Origin of the sequence: Gardnerella pickettii, from assembly GCF_029226345.1 — a bacterium.
GTDB lineage: Bacteria > Actinomycetota > Actinomycetes > Actinomycetales > Bifidobacteriaceae > Bifidobacterium > Bifidobacterium piotii.
The window spans coordinates 394,894-413,767 of the sequence record NZ_JAKNCU010000001.1 but is presented as its reverse complement, the minus strand read 5'-3'; the positions used below and the strand labels follow the sequence as shown (position 1 = coordinate 413,767).

Genomic DNA, 18,874 nt, shown 5'->3' with positions numbered 1-18,874 from the left:
TAGAATAGTAAAAATAGCATCCTTTGCTTTCAAACTTTCTACCCAACTTGCTTTCCTTTCAACCTTTACAAGCACTAATGCGAATTATACATTAAAAATCTTATTAACCGTAAGCGTTTCAAACCAATCTTAAGTTTTATATCACTTATATTTATATTTAAGACGATTTACGCTTGCAAATATCGCCTCAAAGCAAACGCAGAAGCGATTATTGAAAGCAAAACAGCTCCAATAACCAACGCTGGAACAGTCATCCAAACAGTTGCTTGATTAACAAACGGCATCCAACGAACGTTTTGTGCAAGCCAATCCGTAATAAACACTTTAACAACAACACTTAGCGCGCACCCAGATAGCAAAGATCCTATAAGAGAAGCAAACGCTCCTTCTAAAATAAACGGCATGCGAATCGTCCAATTAGAAGCGCCAACAAGTCGCATAATCTCTGTCTCTTGCTTTCTAGAAGCCGCAGACATGCGAATCGTAGTACCTGTAAGCATAATCGCAACAACAACCATAACTGCAGCAAGAACAATAGTCACAGCTGTTGCGTGATTCAAAACACTAAACACGGGGTCAAAAATCTGCCTTTGGTCCACAACTTCTTCTACGCCTTCACGACCAGAAAGAACCTCGGAAACAACTTGATATTTTGTTGGATTTGTAAGCTTTAGTCGCAAGGAATCTTGCATATCTGCAGCCGTTAAAGTGCGGCCTTGATATAAGCCATTAGGATATTGCTTAAGAAAAGTGTTTTTATAAAACTCACTTCTGCTAACGTAAGTTATGTTTGAAACGTCTGAGCCAAGTTCTTGGTTAATAATGTTTTCTAACTTTACGATTTCGCTCTTTGTTGGAGCTTTTCCAGAAGCGCAAGACGCTGCCTGACTCGTGCCATCTGGGCAAAGCCACGCGACCACTTCTACTTTGTCGTACCAATCGCCCTTAGCTTTTGTGATTTGTGCTTGCATAAGAACAGATGCGCCTATAAACAAGAACGATATGAAGGTAACGAGCATTACCGAAATAATCATAGAAACGTTTCTGCGTAAACTAATCCACGTTTCGGAGAATATGAATCGCAATCGCATTACTCGTCTCCTTCGTTCTTAAGATTTTCGCTATTATTCACTTCTGTTTTATTCTCTTCGCTTTTATTCGCTTCTGTTTTATTTACTTCTGTTTTATTCGCTTCACTATCGCTAGCTTTGCTATTAGAGCTTGTTTCATTCGACTCGTCAACCCTACTGGCATCACCCTTATCTTCTGACTTTTTTGCAGGAGGAGCAGGCGGAATCGAAAGCCCACGCCCCCAAGTCATAGTTGTTTCTAAAGGCTGAAAAACCTCGCCATATCTACCCGTTCTGCCAGAATGAACAGATTGCGCAAGACGAGCAATGCCCTCATTATTTTCGGACCCATTTTGCAAAGTTTGAGCAACAGCATCCATTGCCTTTTTTGCTTGAACTGCACGCTTTGCACGTTTAGACATAAAACGATAATTTTCTTGCGACTCATCAAAACCATTTGCATTTATAGACGATTGACTATTAGTATTTGAGCTAGATTCGCCATTTGAACCGCCATTTGAACCGCTCTTAGAATCGCCCTTAGAATCAGCAACAGCAGCACTAATGGAGTCTCCTTCTACAGCTTGTTGAGCTTTCGACTTTTGCTCAACATCTGCGTCTGGGAAGTAAAGCGCAGAATCGTAAGAACCCTCGCGCTCATCTCGCACAATATGACCAGAATGAAGCTCCACAACGCGCTTTCGCATAGAGTTAACAATTTCCTCATTGTGCGTAGCCATAACAATCGTAGTACCCGTGCGATTAATGGCGTCCAAAACTTCCATAATTCCAAGCGAAGTTGTAGGATCCAAGTTTCCAGTAGGCTCGTCTGCAAGAAGAATTTGCGGATGATTAACGTACGCGCGCGCAATGGCAACTCGCTGAGCCTCTCCACCCGAAAGCTCGTGCGGATAATTATTCTCCTTGCCAGTTAAACCAACTGTTTCCAAAACTCGCGGAACAAGCGACTTAATCGTAGAGCGGCTCGTGCCAATAACCTCTAGTGCAAAAGCCACATTTTGATACACAGTTTTATTATTAAGCAGCTTATAATCCTGAAAAATAAAACCGAGCGACCTTCTATACTGCGGAACCTGGCGATTTACCAGTCGCCTCAAGTCATTGCCAGCAACGTGAATCTCGCCTTTTGTGGCTTCTTCTTCTCGCAAAAGCAAACTCAAAAGCGTTGTCTTACCAGACCCAGAAGCACCCACAAGAAACACAAAGTCGCCGCGATCAACGTCTAAAGAAATATCGTCCAAAGCAGGACGCGTGCCCTTAGGATAAATCTTCGACACATGTTCTAGCGAAATCAGAGACATATCTGCATTTTCCTTTACGAACTATTGAACGATATTCTTTACTTTTTACTATCTTATAGATTGTTTTTGATTTTAGGCGCTTTACGCTAAGTCAAAACAACCTAGACGCAATTATCCGCGCTTTGCAGCAACTCGCTGCTCGTGCCTCCATCGAATGCCAGCTTCAATGAAACCGTCAATATCTCCGTCAAAAACAGCTTGAGTTTGCGAAGTTTCGTAGCCTGTGCGCAAATCCTTTACCATCTGGTACGGGTGAAGAACGTAGGAGCGCATTTGGTCTCCCCAACTTGCCTTAATATCTCCAGCAAGCTCCTTCTTTTTCGCTGCTTCTTCCGCATGCTTTAACACAAGCAAACGCGATTGCAAAACTGCCATTGCAGCGGCACGGTTCTGAATCTGGCTGCGCTCATCTTGCATAGAAACAACCAAACCAGTAGGCAAATGGGTAATACGAACAGCAGAATACGTAGTATTTACGCCTTGTCCGCCAGGACCAGACGCTTGGAAAGTATCTACGCGAATGTCTGAATCTGGAATATCAATATGATCCGTAGCTTCAACAAGTGGGATTACTTCCACGGCACTAAAGCCAGTTTGACGCCTGCCTTGATTATCGAATGGAGATATACGAACCATTCTGTGAGTGCCGCCTTCTACGGAAAGACGACCATACGCATATGGAGCATCCACTTGGAAAGTCGCAGATTTAATACCAGCTTCTTCCGCATAAGACGTGTCCATCATCTTAGTTTTGTAGCCATTTCGCTCTGCCCAGCGCAAGTACATTCTAAGAAGCATTTGCGCAAAATCAGCAGCATCCACGCCACCAGCGCCAGATCTAATAGTAACTACAGCTGCACGCGCGTCGTATTCTCCGTCAAGAAGAGTTTGTACTTCCATATCGTCCAACTCGTGAGCAATAGCGCCAAGCTCCTCTTGAGCCTCGCTCATAGAATCGGCATCGCCTTCTTCTTGCCCAAGCTCAATCAAAGTTTTAGCATCTTCAATGCGCTGATCTACAGCTTGCAAACGCTTTAATTGAGACTGAGCTGCCGAAAGCTTACTCGTAACTTGCTGAGCGTGCTCAGAATCGTCCCAAAGTCCAGGCTGTGCAGCTTGCTTTTCTAAATCTGCAATCGTAGACTTAAGCGAATCAATATCTATTGCTTTAGAAATCGAAGAATACTTTGCTTCAACATCATTTAACGCTTGAGCAAAATCAAATTCCGCCATTTACTTAAAGTACCTCTTTATGTTTTATTATGTTCGTTTTACGCAATTACTATTTAACGCTATTTAACGCTTTACACAATTACTATTAAAAGTTTAGCGAACAGTCAAAATCTCTGGACCATTCTCCGTAATTGCAATCGTATGCTCGCTATGAGCACCGCGCGAACCGTCAGCAGATCGAAGAGTCCAACCGTCTTTTGGATCTTGATAAATCTCGTCAGTAGTCTTTAAGAACCACGGCTCAATAGCAATAACCAAGCCTGGGCGAAGCTTGTAGCCGTGGTGAGCTGTGCCATCGTTAGGAACGTGCGGATCGCCATGCATAATATGGCCTACTCCGTGACCTCCAAACTCAAGATTTACGCTGTAACCATACTCGTGAGCAACGCATCCAATAGCTGCAGAAATATCCCCAAGACGGTTGCCTGGCTGAGCCATGTTAATGCCAGCTTCCAGCGCTTCCTCCGTGCACTTAATCAATCGCAAATCCTCAGGATCCGCATGCTTTCCAACAACAAAGCTAACAGCAGAATCTCCAACCCATCCGTCAACGTTAATCGCTAAGTCAAGCGTTAGCAAATCGCCGTCTTTAAGGTTGTAATCAAAAGGAACGCCATGAAGAACAGCATCGTTTACAGAAGTGCAAATGTAGTGCGCAAAAGGACCAGTTCCAAAATCAGGAGCGTAATCAACATAGCAAGAAGATGCACCTTTACGGCTCATAATGCGTTGGCGAACAAAGTCATCAATCTCAAGAAGATTTGTTCCAACTTTTGTCATTGCTTGTAAATCTTTAAGAATACTACCAACGAAGCGACCCGCAGGCTTCATAGCTTCAATCTCGGATGGAGTTTTAAGTTCAATCATGATTTAAGACTAACGCGCAGGCACGAAAATAGCACAAAATATGGCGAAAATACTAGCCAATGATGTCGCTTAATACTTGTAATCTAGGCACATGCCTAATAACAATGAAAATAATAATAAAGAATCGCAGAAGGAAATTTCTGCTGTAAATTTTGACCCAGCTTCCTTCTCTTCAGTTATTCGACCACAAGACGATTTATTCCGCTACGTAAACGGTCCTTGGATTGACACTTACACTCTTCCAGAAGATAAGCCAATGTTTGGTGCTTTCTACAAGCTTGCAGAAGATGCAGAGACGCAAATTCGAGATATTTTAGAAAGCGAAGATTGCCCAGCCAAAAAGTCGCGAATCTTATACCGCAACTATTTAGATACTGCATCTATTGAAAAAGCTGGAATCACGCCAATCAAGGGCGATTTAGACGCTGTTGATGCGGCAAGCAGCAAAGAAGAATTGGTTCGCACTATTGCTTCTCTTACTCCATACGGCGGCCCAAATGCAATGTTTGCTTTTGGCGTTTGCGGAGACCCTAAAGACCCTAAGACGAATATTATGCATATTGAGCAGGCTGGATTGGGCTTGCCAGACGAAGCATATTACCGCGAAGATAATTACGCTCCGATTCGCGCTGAATACGTAAAAATGGTAGCAAAGTTGCTGCGATTAGCAGGTTACGGAGATGCCACTACTACAAGCGAGCAATCGGAACGTTTTTTGAAGGTGGAAACACAAATCGCAAGCAACCATTGGGATAATGTAGCAACACGCGATTCTCAAAAAACTTATAATCCTTACGATTATGCGGATTTGGCAAAAACGCTTGAAGCGTTAAATCTTGACGCCTTCTTAGATGCTGCTCAAAAATCTTACGATAACTCGGAAGAAGCAAAGAATCAGCCAATAGATTTTCGTAAAGCTTTTAGCAAAGTAGTAGTTCACGAGCCAAGCTTTATAGAAGGATTGAATAAGATTTGGCAAGAAGCCGACTTAGAAGATCTAAAGCTTTGGGCACGCGTTCATGTGATTTTGTGCTGGGCAAGCATGTTAAGCGAGGACTTTGCTGGAGCTAGATTCGACTTCTACGGCAAAGTGCTTTCTGGCGCCACCAAGCCACGCGACCGCTGGAAGCGCGCAATCGGAGTTGTTGACGACGCTTGCGGCGAAGAAGTTGGCCGCGAATACGTGCGTCTGCACTTCCCTGAGTCTTCTAAAAAGTATATGGAAGGCTTAGTTAGCAATCTTATTAACGCATACCGCGAGTCGATTTCTCACAGCAGCTGGCTTGGCGAAGAGACTAAGGCAAAAGCTTTGGAAAAGCTTAGCAAGTTTGAGCCAAATATTGGTTACACAAATCATTGGATTGACTACTCTGCGCTAAACATTAAGGAAGACGCTGGCTTAATTGAGAATATGCGCGAAGTTTCTCGATTTGTTTTCGGCAGGTATACTGCAAAAGCTGGAAATCCTGTTGATCGCGAAGAGTGGCAGATGACTCCGCAAACTGTAAACGCTTACTACGATCCGCTACTTAACGTAATCGTGTTCCCAGCTGCGATTTTGCAACCGCCATTCTTTAGCCCAAGCGCTCCAGACGCAGCAAACTACGGCGCTATTGGTGCAGTAATTGGCCACGAAATCGGCCACGGTTTTGACGATCAAGGTTGCGAATACGATGGCGACGGCGTGCTTAACAATTGGTGGACTGAAGAAGATAAAACCAACTTCACTGAGCGCACTAAAGCGCTTATTGAGCAATACAATGCTTTTACGCCAACGCAGCTTATTGTTAAGTATTCTCACTTAAAGAGCAAAGAAGAGCGCAATGCAATGCCTCACGTAAATGGCGCTTTAACAATCGGCGAAAATATTGGCGATCTAAGCGGCGTAACTATTGCGCTTAAAGCGTACGCTTTTGCTTTGCAAAAGAGCAATGGTCAAGAGATTGACGGAAGTGACGATGCAATTCGCGAAACTTTGCTTAACGCCCCTAAGGTAGATGGCTTCACTGCTTTGCAACGATTCTTCTTAAGCTACGCGCTTGTGTGGCGTTCAAAGTCTCGTAACGAGATTGCGGAGCAATACCTTCAAATCGACCCGCACTCCCCTGCAGAGTGCCGCACTAACGGCATTGCGCGCAACGTTGACTTGTTCTACAACGCATTCGACGTTAAAGAAGGCGACGAGATGTGGCTCGACCCAAGCGAGCGCGTACACATTTGGTAAATCGCAACATTTTGTAAGTCGCAAATAATATAAACAAATAATATAAACAAAAAGCCTGCAAACGTTTAATGCGTAAGCAGGCTTTTTTGTATTAAGTTAACTATATGCGCTATTTAACATCTGTGCTACTCAACTATCTGGTTTTCCATACTAGCTTTCGCATATTTTGTCAAGACTTTTTAATCAATGTGAATAAAACATAGGCTTTAACCACATTTATAAAAATATATTGCACAACTATTTTCCATAATTCATAGTTGATTCTACTGCGGCGAATTTGCCAAAAGCCACGATAATCAACACGGTTTTGCGCGATGAACTTCGAGACTTAAATTAGTCGCAGTCCAAACTCTTGAAAGGTTGAAAAATATGGCACAGCAACAAGCAACATTAACAATCAGCGGATACGTTGGAAGCGACCCTGTAAACTTTAGTCGAAATGAAAACTCGCCCGCATGCTCACTAAGAATTGGAAGCACATCTTCTTACTATCATAACGAAGAAAAAGCATGGAAGGAGCGTCCAACAACATGGATGACTGTAAAAGCGTACAAGTCGCTAGCATCAAACGTGTTAAAAAGCGTGCATAAGGGAGATGCAATCGTAGTTTGCGGAAATTTAAATACGGAATCTTGGCACAAAGATGGAGAAGACCGATCGCGAGTGGTTCTAGAAGCAACATCAATCGGACACGACCTAAATCGCGGAATCAGTGAATTTACTAAGACTTCGTATGCTAGAAACAGAAACGTTGCAAACGTAGATTCTAAAAACACAGACTATAGCGAAAATGGAGATAGTCGAAATCAAAACTTTGCAATGAAAAATCCAATGTCTTCTAAATCAAATTCTTCTAATTCTCAAGAAAATTCTCAAGAAAATGAAGAGATAAATGATTTTGGAGGCCACTTAGATGAAGAAGAATACAACGATATTGAAGGAGGCGCCAATGACTTTTAGAAAAGTCTAATAATATTAAACATTAGACTCAAGCATCGTGTTCTTGAAAATTTTTATTAATATCATTCATAGCAATATTGCCGCTGAAAATAATGCGCACACATACAAAATATGCAAATAGCAAATGTGCAAAGCATTATATCAACGGCAATATTGTTTTAATCGTTCAATTGTTTAATCGCTGATCGCTAATCACTTAATCGCTGATTGCTAATTAGCTGTTACAAGTTATTGGATTATAATTGCTCGCGAACGCGCTCTACAATGCGTCTAGCAGCCTCATCCACTGGAACTGCTTCAACATTTGAACCGTTGCGATCACGGATTTCAATCGTGCCATTGTTCACAGTATCTCGGCCAGCTACAGCAATCAAAGGCACACCAACAAGCTCCGCGTCCTTAAACTTTACGCCTGGAGAAACCTTTGGACGATCGTCGAAGATTACTTCGATTCCCTGCTTGCTAAGCTCTTCAACAACCTTTTCAGCAGCATCGAAAGCAACTTGATCTTTGCCAGTAGCAACAACGTGAACTTGAGCTGGAGCAATCGCCATAGGCCATGCAAGGCCAGCTTCATCGTGATGTGTTTCTGCAAGGCACGCAATCACGCGGCTAACGCCAATACCGTAGCAGCCCATCCAAACTGGCACAGCTTTGCCGTTTTCGTTAAGAACGCTTAAGCCCAAAGCCTTAGAATACTTTAAGCCAAGCTGGAACACCTGTCCGATTTCCACACCGCGCTCAAAGCTAAGCGGACCAGAACCATCTGGGCTCATATCTCCATCGCGAACCTGGGCCGCCTCAACAACGCCGTCAGCCTCAAAATCGCGGCCGTAAACAGCGTTGTAAACATGCTTGCCGTCTTCATCAGCTCCTGTAATCCAGGTGCTTCCCTTTGCAACGTGAGCATCCATCAAGTAGCGAACAGGGCAAGCAACCTTGCTACCATCTTTGCGAGCTTGTGGACCTAATACGCCAGCGCCAATATAGCCCTTTACAAACTCAGGATGAGACTTTAAGTCATCCTCAGTTGCTTCTTCGATTTCTGCAGGAGCAAATTGAGCTTCAAGACGCTTCATATCTACTTGGCGATCTCCTGGAATACCAATAGCAACGATTTCGCGCCATGGTTCCTCGTGCTCACCACCCTCAGCATCAGCCGGGTGCTTAACAGCAATAATCAAGTTCTTCAAAGTGTCGGAGGCTTGCCATTCGCGACCATCTTTACGCGGATGCAAATCGTTGGAAACCTTAACCAAAGCCTCAATCGTCTTAGCATCTGGAGTATCAAGAGCCTCCATTTCAGGAGTTGCCGAGCAGTCAACATCTTGCATTTCTGGAGTGGTCAAAGCCTCAACGTTCCAAGCTTTTCCAGAAGGAGCAAGAGCAAAAGTATCTTCGCCAATTGCCATTGGAGCCAAGAATTCCTCGGAATCCGATCCACCCATAGGGCCAGAAACAGCGTGAACAATCACATATTTAATGCCTAAACGGTCAAAAATTCGAGCGTAGGCAGCGCGCTCTTCAACATAAGCAGACTTCAAACCATCTTCGTCAATCGAGAACGAGTAAGCGTCTTGCATAATAAACTCGCGTCCGCGAATAAGACCTGCGCGCGGACGGAATTCGTCGCGATACTTCGTTTGAATCTGATACAAAGTAACTGGCAAATCCTTGTACGAAGAATACATATCTTTTACAAGAAGAGTAAAGACTTCTTCGTGCGTTGGAGCAAGAAGATAGTCAGCTTCATGGCGATCTTTAAGGCGGAAGATGTTGTCGCCGTACTCTTCCCAACGGTTTGTAGCCTCGTATGGCTCGCGTGGAAGAAGCGCTGGGAAGTGAACTTCTTGAGCGCCAATACCGTTGATTTCTTCGCGAATAATCGCTTGAACTTTGTTAAGTACCTTTAGACCAAGTGGCAACCACGTCCACACGCCTGGAGCAGATTTACGAATGTAGCCTGCGCGCTGCATAAGTTTTGCGGAATTAACGTCCGCGTCTGCTGGATCTTCGCGCAGCGTACGAAGGAACAGCTTAGACATACGAAGTACATTAGAACCCATGCGTTCCAATCTATTTGCGCATGAGGACATAAACACTTGTTTACACTACTAAACAAACTCACAATACGTAATTTTCAACTAAAACTCGTCATTGAATCCAAACTCATCGTTGCTAGTACTTGCGAAAATATCAAACTCTTGCTGATCGGCAGAATCGCCATTTGCGCTATTTGCATTATTTGTAAACGCGCAAGCGCCATCATTTGCAAGAATCTCACTAGCTCGTTTGGAAGCTTCACGCAAAGAGCCATCAAGAATCACAGCATCCGCGCAAACGCTAAACGCGCGGTCATTAATGCCCTCTAAATAAAGCCCACTCAAATTTTCCACGCGCGAAAGCGCAACATAGCCCATTCCAGGCGCAAAAGTACGGCGCAAATCCATAACAGCACTATCAAGCGTCATTCCTTGCGACTTATGAATCGTAATTCCCCACGCGCATCTAAGTGGCACTTGATTTACGCTAGCAAGAACCGTTTCGCCATCCGTCATCTCCCAAGCAGCAGGCTTAAGAGTAACAATATTGCCGTTTTCAAACTCAACAATTGGCCAGCCACCTTTGGATTCAGGCGCAAATCGCAATACGCGTCCAACAGAACCGTTCACATATTGCTTATCTTGGTCATTTCGCAAAGCCATTACAGCAGCACCAGCCTTTAATACAAGACGCTCAGGCGCAAGCATGTTCTTTTTTAAGCGCTCTACAAGATTTTTAGGTCCAGCTTGCGTTGCTACAAATTCGTGAGGCTCAGCATCAATCGACGCAAGTTGCACATTATTTAAGCCGTCCGCTTGCGCGTTTGTTGGAAAAAGATGAACCGAAACTTCGCTATCTTGAGGATATTCGCCAAGTCGACTAGCAAGAACTTGCTTATCTTCATTACTAACAATACCACTTCGAATATCCGTTAAAACGCTAAGAAGCTTTCCATCATCTTGCCTGTGTTGCTCTGTTAAATAGCACACAACAGGTTTTAGAGAATCCCACGCAAACGATTCCGTAATATAGCCTTCTGGATTTTTGCCAGCAGCAGCATACTTTTCTCGCGACGCAATAAACTCGGGGCTTGGCTCGAGTACATCGCGATTTCGCATAGACGTGCTAACAGGCGGCAGCTGGAAGAAGTCGCCAGAAACCACCACTTGGAGGCCGCCAAAAGGCAAATCATTTTTGCGCACTTTACGGCATACTTCGTCAACCATGTCGAAAAGCCAAGCGTGAATCATGGAAACTTCATCCAACACAAGCACGTCTGTGGCTTTTATGCGCTTTCCTCGCCGAGCTCTAATGGTTTTAAGAAGCGAATCGGTAAGCGCGTTTGCAACGCCTGTTCCACTCCACGAGTGAATGGTTTGGCCGTTCAAATGCGTTGCTGCAATGCCCGTTGAAGCCGTTACTGCAACGCTTAAACCGTTTTCGCGCATTGAGCGCACAGCACGGTTCAAAACATACGTTTTTCCCGACCCAGGAGCGCCTGTTAAGAACACGCTTGCGCCTGCGTTTATTATTTCTAACGCTTCCGATTGCTTCATTGGCAGCACCTTTTATTTGCGCTATTTGCGCATTTACGTTTAATGCGTTTGATAATCACGCTTGGTTTAATAATCACGCTTTTCTGCGGAATTTACATCTTCTAGAGCTTCGCCTCGGCGCTCGTAGTCGCGAAGCAAACTCGTGCTTTCAACGTGTTGTGCTCCCGCTTTTGCCTGGGATTCGCTTGGTCCTGGAGCTGTAACGAACATCATATCGCGGTAGTAGCGCAACTCGTCAATCGACTCAATAATATCCGCGAGCGCACGATGACCTCCGTGTTTTGCTGGCTTATTGCGGTAAACATCTGGGTAAAGTCTGCGCGAAATCTCCTTCAACGTGCTTACGTCGATTACGCGGTAATGCAAATTTGCCATTAAATCTGGCATGTAGCGGTCGAGGAACTTTTTATCTGAGCCGACGGAGTTTCCAGCAAGATGTGCTTTCCCGTGCTCTGGCAAAAAGCGCTTTACGTACTCAACAACCTGCTTTTGTGCTTCTTCTAGAGGCAAACCGTTTTTATTCCACTCGTCAACAAGACCAGAAGATGTGTGCATATTGCGCACAAAATCGTTCATATGAGCCACAGCAGCATCGCTTGGCTTAATCACTAAATCAATGCCATCGTCTAGAACTTTCAAATTAAAGTCAGTTGGAACTACAGACACTTCGCATAATTCATCGTGGAAAATATCGAGACCCGTCATCTCGCAATCAATCCAAATTAAACGCGATTCTTCCGGCGTAAACGTAAGATCTTCCTTAGCTTCTGCCATTTTCGTTCCTTTCCTAATATTTTTTTGAACCCATCAGCCTACATCTTCCCAACGACGACTAACAGCTAAAATCACATCTCTGGCATATCAGAAAGTGAAATTCTAGAATATGATCCATTTTTCTTATCTTCAGGGTGAGGCTCTAAACCGATAATAGTTATTGACATATGATCTGGACCATAAACCCAATACATTCTCATTGCACTACTTGTTTTATTCTCCAAGTAGGATTGCCAAACTCTAACACCATATCTATTTGTCAATTCTTCAATATCATGAGTATGCAATCCTGGATGCCTTGGATTTTCAGATAAAAGTTTCATAGATTTTCCCCATTTCTTATAAAGAGAAAGATCTTTTTTACTTATACTGCCTTCTAGAAACTCTTTCTTCAATCTCTCCCAAATATTAGACATCTCTGGAATACCCATTCTAATATTGAAGTTCATTCACTTACTCCTAGAAGTCAGAAAGATCAACTGGTTCAGAGACTTTGCCAATCTTAAAATTGCGGATTGCTTCATCCATACTTTTAAGAGTTTTAGAAGAGATACTCTTAGGAATAGTAAGCTCACGAGGTTCTAATAAAATACAACCGTTATCACATTCTTTAACATTGTAATAAGGGTATTTAGCTCCGCGCAGAGTTACACGCTTTTTACTATCAAGACGAACGTCATAATCTTTCACTACTTCCACAAAACACCTCATTTTTAGTGGGATATCCCACTAACTATACAATAATTTTATACGAATTGTCAAAACAAAAAACGACGAAAAGTTAGAAAGTAGCAAATAAGACTTAGCTAACTCTTCGCCGTTTAATGCAAAATTACTTGCGATTTATACGCGATTTATACGCGCAACTTACGCAACTCGCGCACAACTTGCGACTTAGTTGTGGAAACCGCTGTAGTTTGGCGCTTCTGCAGTCATCACAATATCGTGAGGATGCGATTCCCTAAGGCCTGCATCCGTAATGCGAATAAAGCGACCGCGCTCCTGAAGCTCCTCAATATTGTGAGCACCAACGTAGAACATAGACTGATGCAAGCCACCGAGAAGCTGGTAAAGCACAGCGTTAAGTGGACCACGGTATGGCACTTCGCCTTCCACGCCTTCTGGAACCACCTTATCGGAGCTAGTAACATCTGCCTGGAAGTAGCGATCCTTAGAATAAGACTTCTTACCGCGAGGAGCCATTGCGCCAAGCGACCCCATGCCACGATAAAGCTTGTATTGCTTGCCGTGAAGCAAAACCTTCTCGCCTGGAGCTTCCTCACATCCAGCCAAAGTGCCGCCGAGCATAACGGTGTTGGCTCCTGCAACCAAAGCCTTAGCAATATCTCCAGAATAGTGAATACCACCATCCGCAATGCATGGAATTCCAGCAGCCTTGCAAGCTTGAGCCGCGTCATAAACAGCAGTAAGCTGAGGCACACCAACGCCTGCAACCACGCGCGTAGTGCAAATAGAGCCTGGTCCAACGCCAACCTTTACAGCGTCAACGCCAGCGTCAATCATCGCCTGTGCACCCTGGCGAGTTGCAATATTTCCGCCAATAATTTGCACGCCGTCAAAAGCCTTATCTGCCTTAATTCGACGAATCATATCTAGTGCCAAGCGAGCCTCGCCGTTTGCAGTATCAACCACAAGAACGTCAACTCCAGCTTCCATAAGCGCACACGCACGCTGCCAAGCATCTCCAAGGAAACCAATTCCAGCAGCCACACGAAGTCTACCCTGGTCGTCTTTAGTAGCATCTGGGTACTGCTCAGTCTTAACAAAGTCCTTAACAGTAATCAAACCTGTAAGCTTACCTTCAGCATCAACCAGCGGCAACTTTTCAACCTTGTTTTCTGCAAGCAAACGATGCGCATCTTCTTTAGAAATATTCGAAGGACCAGTTACAAGATTTTCGCGAGTCATCACGTCTTTAACTTTCAAGCGATCGTAATCCTCGGAAGCAATAAAACGCATATCGCGATTGGTAATAATGCCAACTAAACGATTTTCGCCATCTACTACTGGTAAGCCCGAAATATGGAAACGCCCGCACAATTTATCTAAATCGGCGAGCGTTGCATCTGGGTGAACAGTAAGAGGGTCGGTAATCATGCCAGACTCACTGCGCTTAACAATATCTACTTGCGCAGCTTGATCATCAATGGAAAGATTGCGGTGAAGTACGCCAATTCCGCCATTTCTAGCCATTGCAATAGCCATATCCGACTCGGTTACTGTGTCCATTGCTGCAGAAATTGCAGGCACTTTCATAGTGATTTCGCGAGTTAGATGAGTAGTTGTATCTACTTCGGATGGAATTACATCGGTCTCGTTTGGAAGCAGAAGCACATCGTCATATGCGAGGCCGAGCTTTTCAAAAATTGGAGGAACAGGAGTATACGCAGATTGCATGTTCATATCAGTTGTAACCATAGGGTCACTATACGTTTTTGCTATGACGTTTGCAAAAGCCGCGTTTCATACACAATATTTAGTGGCAATTTTGCGCCGAAGCTACTACAGCGCTATTATCTACGACTAATGCGACGGGTACTGCGATTAGCATCAATTCAAACACTACTCCGCTTTTCACGAATTTCGCAACTCTGGCAAACGTCTGCGCAAATATGGCATCATTGTAAGAATCGTAAGCAACGCCGCCGCAATAATCATGCCAACAAGCACGTAAACTGCTTTAAAGAACAGAATCATTATTGATCCAAAAGATATGAGCGCAGCCCATCCCCACAAAATAAGCACCGCTCCTTGCACCGAGTGCCCAATGCGCAACATTCTGTGATGCAAATGCATGCGATCTGGATGCATTGGCGACTGCCCTTTTGCAAGCCTTCTGCATATTGCTAAACACATGTCTAAAACTGGCAAAAACAGCACTAAAATCGGAAGCAAAATCGGCATAAATACTGGCAAATAGATGCTTGTGTGCACTGCAGATGGATCTAAGTGACCTGTCATTATAATAGACGCGCAAGTTATTAAATACCCGATTAGCATGGAGCCAGAATCGCCCATAAAAAGCTTTGCTGGATGCCAATTGTGCAAAATAAAGCCTACGCACATTCCAACCATTGCAACGTCTATAAGAGTTGCCATTGAAGCGTAGCTCGGAGACGTGCGCGCAAGAATATAAGAGTATGTTGCAAATGCGATTCCGCCAATTGCCACAATTCCAGAAGCCAACCCATCTAGACCGTCTACAAAATTGACTGCATTAATTGAAGCAACTATTAGTATTGCGGTTATTGCGATTGAAAGGCTTGGAGAGGCTGTGACTAGCGACCCGAGTGGCAACGCTACTATTTGCAATCCTCCCCACGCTACAAAAACAGCTATTAGCAATTGACCTGCAAGTTTTAGCATCCAATCTAAATCCCAAATATCGTCGCAAACACCCAAAAGGCATATGAGTACTGCTCCAGCTAAAACCACCCATGGCTGGTGTGTTCCTGCAAAAAGCCCCGAAATAAAAGGCATGGAGCTTGCAAATGCCATCGACACAGCAAAGCCGAATAGCATTCCCACTCCACCCATACGGGGCGTAGGTATTGTGTGCACATCGCGAGCGCGCACTTTTCCAACAGCTCCTATGCGAATCGCAAGATGACGTATAAGCGGCATTATTAGCCACGTTGCGCCTCCTGCGATTGCTGCTATAAACAGGTATACCCTCATTTCTTGCGACTTTCTGCTCTTATCTGTTCTTCACTTATTACACCTTCGCGCAAAATCACAATTCCGTCTTTGTCTCTTGCATCCGCACCAACCACCGTGCTTGCTACGTGCGAGCGCGTTGGGCCAGCGTTTAAGTACAGCGGTATTTCGTCTCCAAAAGCCGCAAACGCTTCTTCTACGCTGTCTGCACTCTCGTTTCCGCTGCGATTCGCGCTAGATGCCGCCAATGGCCCCGTAACGCGCAAAATTTTCATTAGTTCTGGGCAATCTGGAACGCGCACGCCTTGCGTTGCTTGACTTTGCTCACTGCTCTCATCTGCTTTACAAAGCGTAGCAAGCCTTGTAGCTACCGAATCCTTTTTTGCGCGCGCGATTGGTGAATATCCGCCTGGCAGGAATTTTTCCGCAAGCACGTCTAGCGGGTTTGGCAAGTAAAGACCAAGTTTTTCTAAGTCACTTACACTGCTCATAAGTATTTGCAAGGCTTTTGTGCGCGGCCTGCGTTTTAGTTGGTAGATTTTCGCTACTGCCGCCTCGTTAAATGGGTCGCACGCCACTCCGTAAACCGTGTCTGTTGGCACTACGATTACGCCGCCCGCGTTAATTATTTGCGCTGCAAGTTGCAATGATTCTTCGTTAATTGTGCAAATTTTACTCATTTTTAGCCCCTTTTTTGCATACTACAAATCTTGCTCTGTTTGTTAAGTCGTTTTTGACTTTTGCACTGCTAAATCCTATGTTTTTTGCATAATCTGCAAGCGCTTTTCCTTGCGTAATATCGTGTTCCATAATCATTATTCCACCCATACGCAAATATGCAAAACTCGCTTTTACAATTTTTTGCGGTATTAACAATCCGTCTTTAGATCCCCCGTATAGCGCCATTTTTGGGTCGTAGTCGCGAGCTTCAATCTGCTCGACTGGCTTGCTTTCTGGCACGTATGGAGGATTCGTAATTACTACGTCTACTAGTCCTTTAATCGCACTTATTTCAGGCAGATTAGCGTTTGTAGCATCGCCTAATATTGCGTGATATCTGTTTGAAATATCATATTTTTCCGCGATTTTGCGATAGTTTTTTTGCAAATATTCAAAAGCTTCATGCGACTTTTCCACAGCCCACACTTGCGCGTTTGCAACTTCGCTTGCTACCGATAATCCAATCGCTCCCGACCCTGCACATAAGTCTAAAACAATAGGATTTTTTAGATTATTTGCGCGAATCCAATCTATTCCCTCTTGAACTACCACTTCTGTCTCGGGACGCGGCACAAAAACGCCTTGCCCAACTATTAGGTCTATGTAGCGAAAAGTGGCGAATCCAATAATGTGTTGCAATGGCTCGCGCGAAGCACGTCTAGATATAAAATCGCTATATTTGCTAGCATAATCGGGCAAAAAATCCTTAAAATCTCCAAGTATTAGCGCTTTGTTTAAGTCTGCTAAACTTACGCCACAAGCGTGAGCCAGCAGTAAACGTGCGTCGTATTCCGCCGACTCTACACCTGCATCTTCAAGTTTTTCGGCAGATGCGCGCAAAATGTGCAAAATTTCTTGCATTTTACAAGCCACGTGGTGATTTTACTTAGAGTACTTAGCTTACTTGGCTAACTTAACTTACTTGGCTTAATTGGCTTTAGCTAAGCGATCGGCTTCATCTGCCTGAATATCGCTGTCTATAACCGCTTGCAAGTCGCCATTAAGCACCTGGTCAAGATTGTATGCCTTGTAGTTTGTGCGATGATCCACAATACGATTTTCTGGGAAGTTGTATGTGCGGATTCGCTCGGAGCGATCCAACGAGCGCACCTGCGAGTGGCGCATATCCGCCGCCTCCGCCGCCTCCTGCTCGTGCTTCATAGCGAGCAAACGCGACTTTAGCACGCGCAAGGCTGCAGCACGGTTTTGAATCTGCGACTTTTCATCTTGCATGCTAACCACAATTCCAGTTGGAATATGCGTCATGCGAACCGCGGAATACGTAGTGTTAACAGACTGTCCACCAGGGCCAGAGCTCATGAAAATATCGATTTTCAGGTCTTTTGGATCGATTTCGATTTCGTCATCGTCTTCGTCTGCTTCTGGGAACACGATTACGCCAGCCGCGGAAGTTTGAATACGCCCTTGCGATTCAGTTACTGGGATTCGCTGAACGCGATGCACTCCGCCCTCGTACTTCATGCTTGCCCACACGCCGTCTTCTGGAGCAGGCGTGCCTTTTGCGCGAATCGCAAGCTGCACGTCCTTTACGCCGCCAAGTTCAGTCGCGTTTTCGCTTTGGATTACGGTAGTCCAGCCGCGCTTTTCTGCGTAACGCATGTACATACGCAATAAATCGCCAGCAAACAGAGCTGCTTCTTCGCCGCCCGTACCAGCTTTGATTTCCATAATCATGTCTCGCGCATCGTCTGGATCCCTAGGAATCAGCGCTGTGCGAAGCTTTTCTTTTGCTGCTGGAATCTGCTCTTCTAAATGTTTTGCTTCTTTTGCTAAGTCTTCATCTTCGCTTGCCATCTCGCTAGCTACTTCGTAGTCTTCGCAAAGCTGTTTGTAATTTAAGTATGCGCTTACGATTGACCCGAGTTCTGCGTGCCTACGACCGAGCTTGCGGATTGCGTCTGGATTAGACGCTACTTCTGGCTGCCCCATGCGATTTTCAATATCGCGGTATTCATTTAGAGCTGTAACCGCTGCTGGGAATTGCTCATCTACTGACTCGGCCATTTTGTTCCTTTGTAGTCGCGCATAACGCGGATTTTAAATCGAAAAATTAAATATTAAATTAAGTATTAAGTATTAAATAATACACATGAACACATGCACGTCTAGCACATAAAACGCCAGCCCCGATTCCGCGAAGTTACACGAAAGCAGGGCTGGCGATTAAAAAGCTACTTAGTCTTCTTACCGTAGCGCTTCTCGAAGCGAGCCACGCGGCCGCCAGTGTCGAGAATCTTCTGCTTGCCGGTATAGAATGGGTGGCACTTTGAGCACACGTCAACCGTCATATGATCGCCATCAGCGGTGGAACGAGTTACAAAAGTGTCTCCGCAAGAGCAGGTAACCTGCACTGCGTGATAGTCGGGATGAATACCCTGCTTCATAATGTCTCCTATGGAATTCGGG

At 44.6% G+C, this 18,874-nt stretch carries 17 protein-coding genes; 2 read left to right on the top strand and 15 right to left on the bottom strand.

All coding sequences use genetic code 11. The features are described from left to right. Window positions 1-167: 167 nt before the first annotated feature. From ftsX to map, 4 genes are all read right to left on the bottom strand, one after another. Window positions 168-1,091, bottom strand: a complete 924-nt coding sequence (ftsX, locus tag MAF46_RS01560) for a permease-like cell division protein FtsX (RefSeq protein ID WP_004130639.1) — start codon at window positions 1,089-1,091, stop codon at window positions 168-170. Continuing rightward, the gene (gene ftsE / locus MAF46_RS01555; RefSeq protein ID WP_060785502.1) at window positions 1,091-2,392 is read right to left on the bottom strand and encodes a cell division ATP-binding protein FtsE; all 1,302 of its coding nucleotides are present in this window, start codon (window positions 2,390-2,392) and stop codon (window positions 1,091-1,093) included. Before ftsE ends, ftsX begins: the two co-directional genes overlap by 1 nt. Before the next feature lie 111 nt (window positions 2,393-2,503). Then, window positions 2,504-3,625 carry a peptide chain release factor 2 gene (gene prfB, locus MAF46_RS01550; protein ID WP_004130635.1) on the bottom strand — a complete coding sequence of 374 codons (1,122 nt, stop codon included), beginning with the start codon at window positions 3,623-3,625 and terminating at the stop codon, window positions 2,504-2,506. Between the two features lie 93 nt (window positions 3,626-3,718). Next, window positions 3,719-4,492: a type I methionyl aminopeptidase gene (map, locus tag MAF46_RS01545; RefSeq protein WP_060785503.1), complete on the bottom strand. Its 774-nt coding sequence runs from the start codon at window positions 4,490-4,492 to the stop codon at window positions 3,719-3,721. Window positions 4,493-4,583: 91 nt separating this feature from the next. Here map and MAF46_RS01540 point away from each other — a divergent pair, with 91 nt between their 5' ends. Both MAF46_RS01540 and MAF46_RS01535 read left to right on the top strand, forming a co-directional pair. Further along, the gene (locus MAF46_RS01540) at window positions 4,584-6,716 is read left to right on the top strand and encodes a M13 family metallopeptidase (protein WP_060785504.1); all 2,133 of its coding nucleotides are present in this window, start codon (window positions 4,584-4,586) and stop codon (window positions 6,714-6,716) included. 369 nt (window positions 6,717-7,085) lie between these two features. Further along, window positions 7,086-7,676 carry a single-stranded DNA-binding protein gene (locus tag MAF46_RS01535; RefSeq protein WP_004130628.1) on the top strand — a complete coding sequence of 197 codons (591 nt, stop codon included), beginning with the start codon at window positions 7,086-7,088 and terminating at the stop codon, window positions 7,674-7,676. Between the two features lie 236 nt (window positions 7,677-7,912). On the opposite strand, the gene MAF46_RS01530 is transcribed toward MAF46_RS01535, so the two are convergent. From MAF46_RS01530 to rpmE, 11 genes are all read right to left on the bottom strand, one after another. After that, a complete protein-coding gene (locus MAF46_RS01530) occupies window positions 7,913-9,742 on the bottom strand; it encodes a proline--tRNA ligase (RefSeq protein ID WP_060785505.1) in 1,830 nt (609 codons plus the stop codon). A 78-nt stretch (window positions 9,743-9,820) separates the two neighbouring features. Beyond that, complete coding sequence (locus MAF46_RS01525) at window positions 9,821-11,275, bottom strand: PIF1 family DEAD/DEAH box helicase (protein ID WP_060785506.1); 1,455 nt, start codon at window positions 11,273-11,275, stop codon at window positions 9,821-9,823. Between the two features lie 66 nt (window positions 11,276-11,341). Further along, a complete protein-coding gene (orn, locus tag MAF46_RS01520) occupies window positions 11,342-12,049 on the bottom strand; it encodes an oligoribonuclease (protein ID WP_018623796.1) in 708 nt (235 codons plus the stop codon). Between the two features lie 71 nt (window positions 12,050-12,120). Further along, entirely contained in the window at window positions 12,121-12,498 is a 378-nt protein-coding gene (locus tag MAF46_RS01515) for a hypothetical protein (RefSeq protein ID WP_004114894.1), read from the bottom strand. A 10-nt stretch (window positions 12,499-12,508) separates the two neighbouring features. Next, window positions 12,509-12,748 carry a hypothetical protein gene (locus MAF46_RS01510; protein WP_004120033.1) on the bottom strand — a complete coding sequence of 80 codons (240 nt, stop codon included), beginning with the start codon at window positions 12,746-12,748 and terminating at the stop codon, window positions 12,509-12,511. 195 nt (window positions 12,749-12,943) lie between these two features. Next, complete coding sequence (guaB, locus tag MAF46_RS01505) at window positions 12,944-14,488, bottom strand: IMP dehydrogenase (RefSeq protein WP_004130610.1); 1,545 nt, start codon at window positions 14,486-14,488, stop codon at window positions 12,944-12,946. A gap of 156 nt (window positions 14,489-14,644) precedes the next feature. After that, entirely contained in the window at window positions 14,645-15,748 is a 1,104-nt protein-coding gene (locus MAF46_RS01500) for an MraY family glycosyltransferase (RefSeq protein WP_004130608.1), read from the bottom strand. Then, entirely contained in the window at window positions 15,745-16,407 is a 663-nt protein-coding gene (locus tag MAF46_RS01495) for an L-threonylcarbamoyladenylate synthase (protein ID WP_004130606.1), read from the bottom strand. Before MAF46_RS01495 ends, MAF46_RS01500 begins: the two co-directional genes overlap by 4 nt. Next, window positions 16,400-17,308, bottom strand: coding sequence for a peptide chain release factor N(5)-glutamine methyltransferase (gene prmC, locus MAF46_RS01490; protein WP_004130604.1), 909 nt, complete (start codon window positions 17,306-17,308; stop codon window positions 16,400-16,402). Before prmC ends, MAF46_RS01495 begins: the two co-directional genes overlap by 8 nt. A gap of 66 nt (window positions 17,309-17,374) precedes the next feature. Next, window positions 17,375-18,472 carry a peptide chain release factor 1 gene (gene prfA, locus MAF46_RS01485; protein WP_060785507.1) on the bottom strand — a complete coding sequence of 366 codons (1,098 nt, stop codon included), beginning with the start codon at window positions 18,470-18,472 and terminating at the stop codon, window positions 17,375-17,377. A gap of 167 nt (window positions 18,473-18,639) precedes the next feature. After that, window positions 18,640-18,852, bottom strand: a complete 213-nt coding sequence (rpmE, locus tag MAF46_RS01480; protein WP_004113085.1) for a 50S ribosomal protein L31 — start codon at window positions 18,850-18,852, stop codon at window positions 18,640-18,642. Window positions 18,853-18,874: the final 22 nt, after the last annotated feature.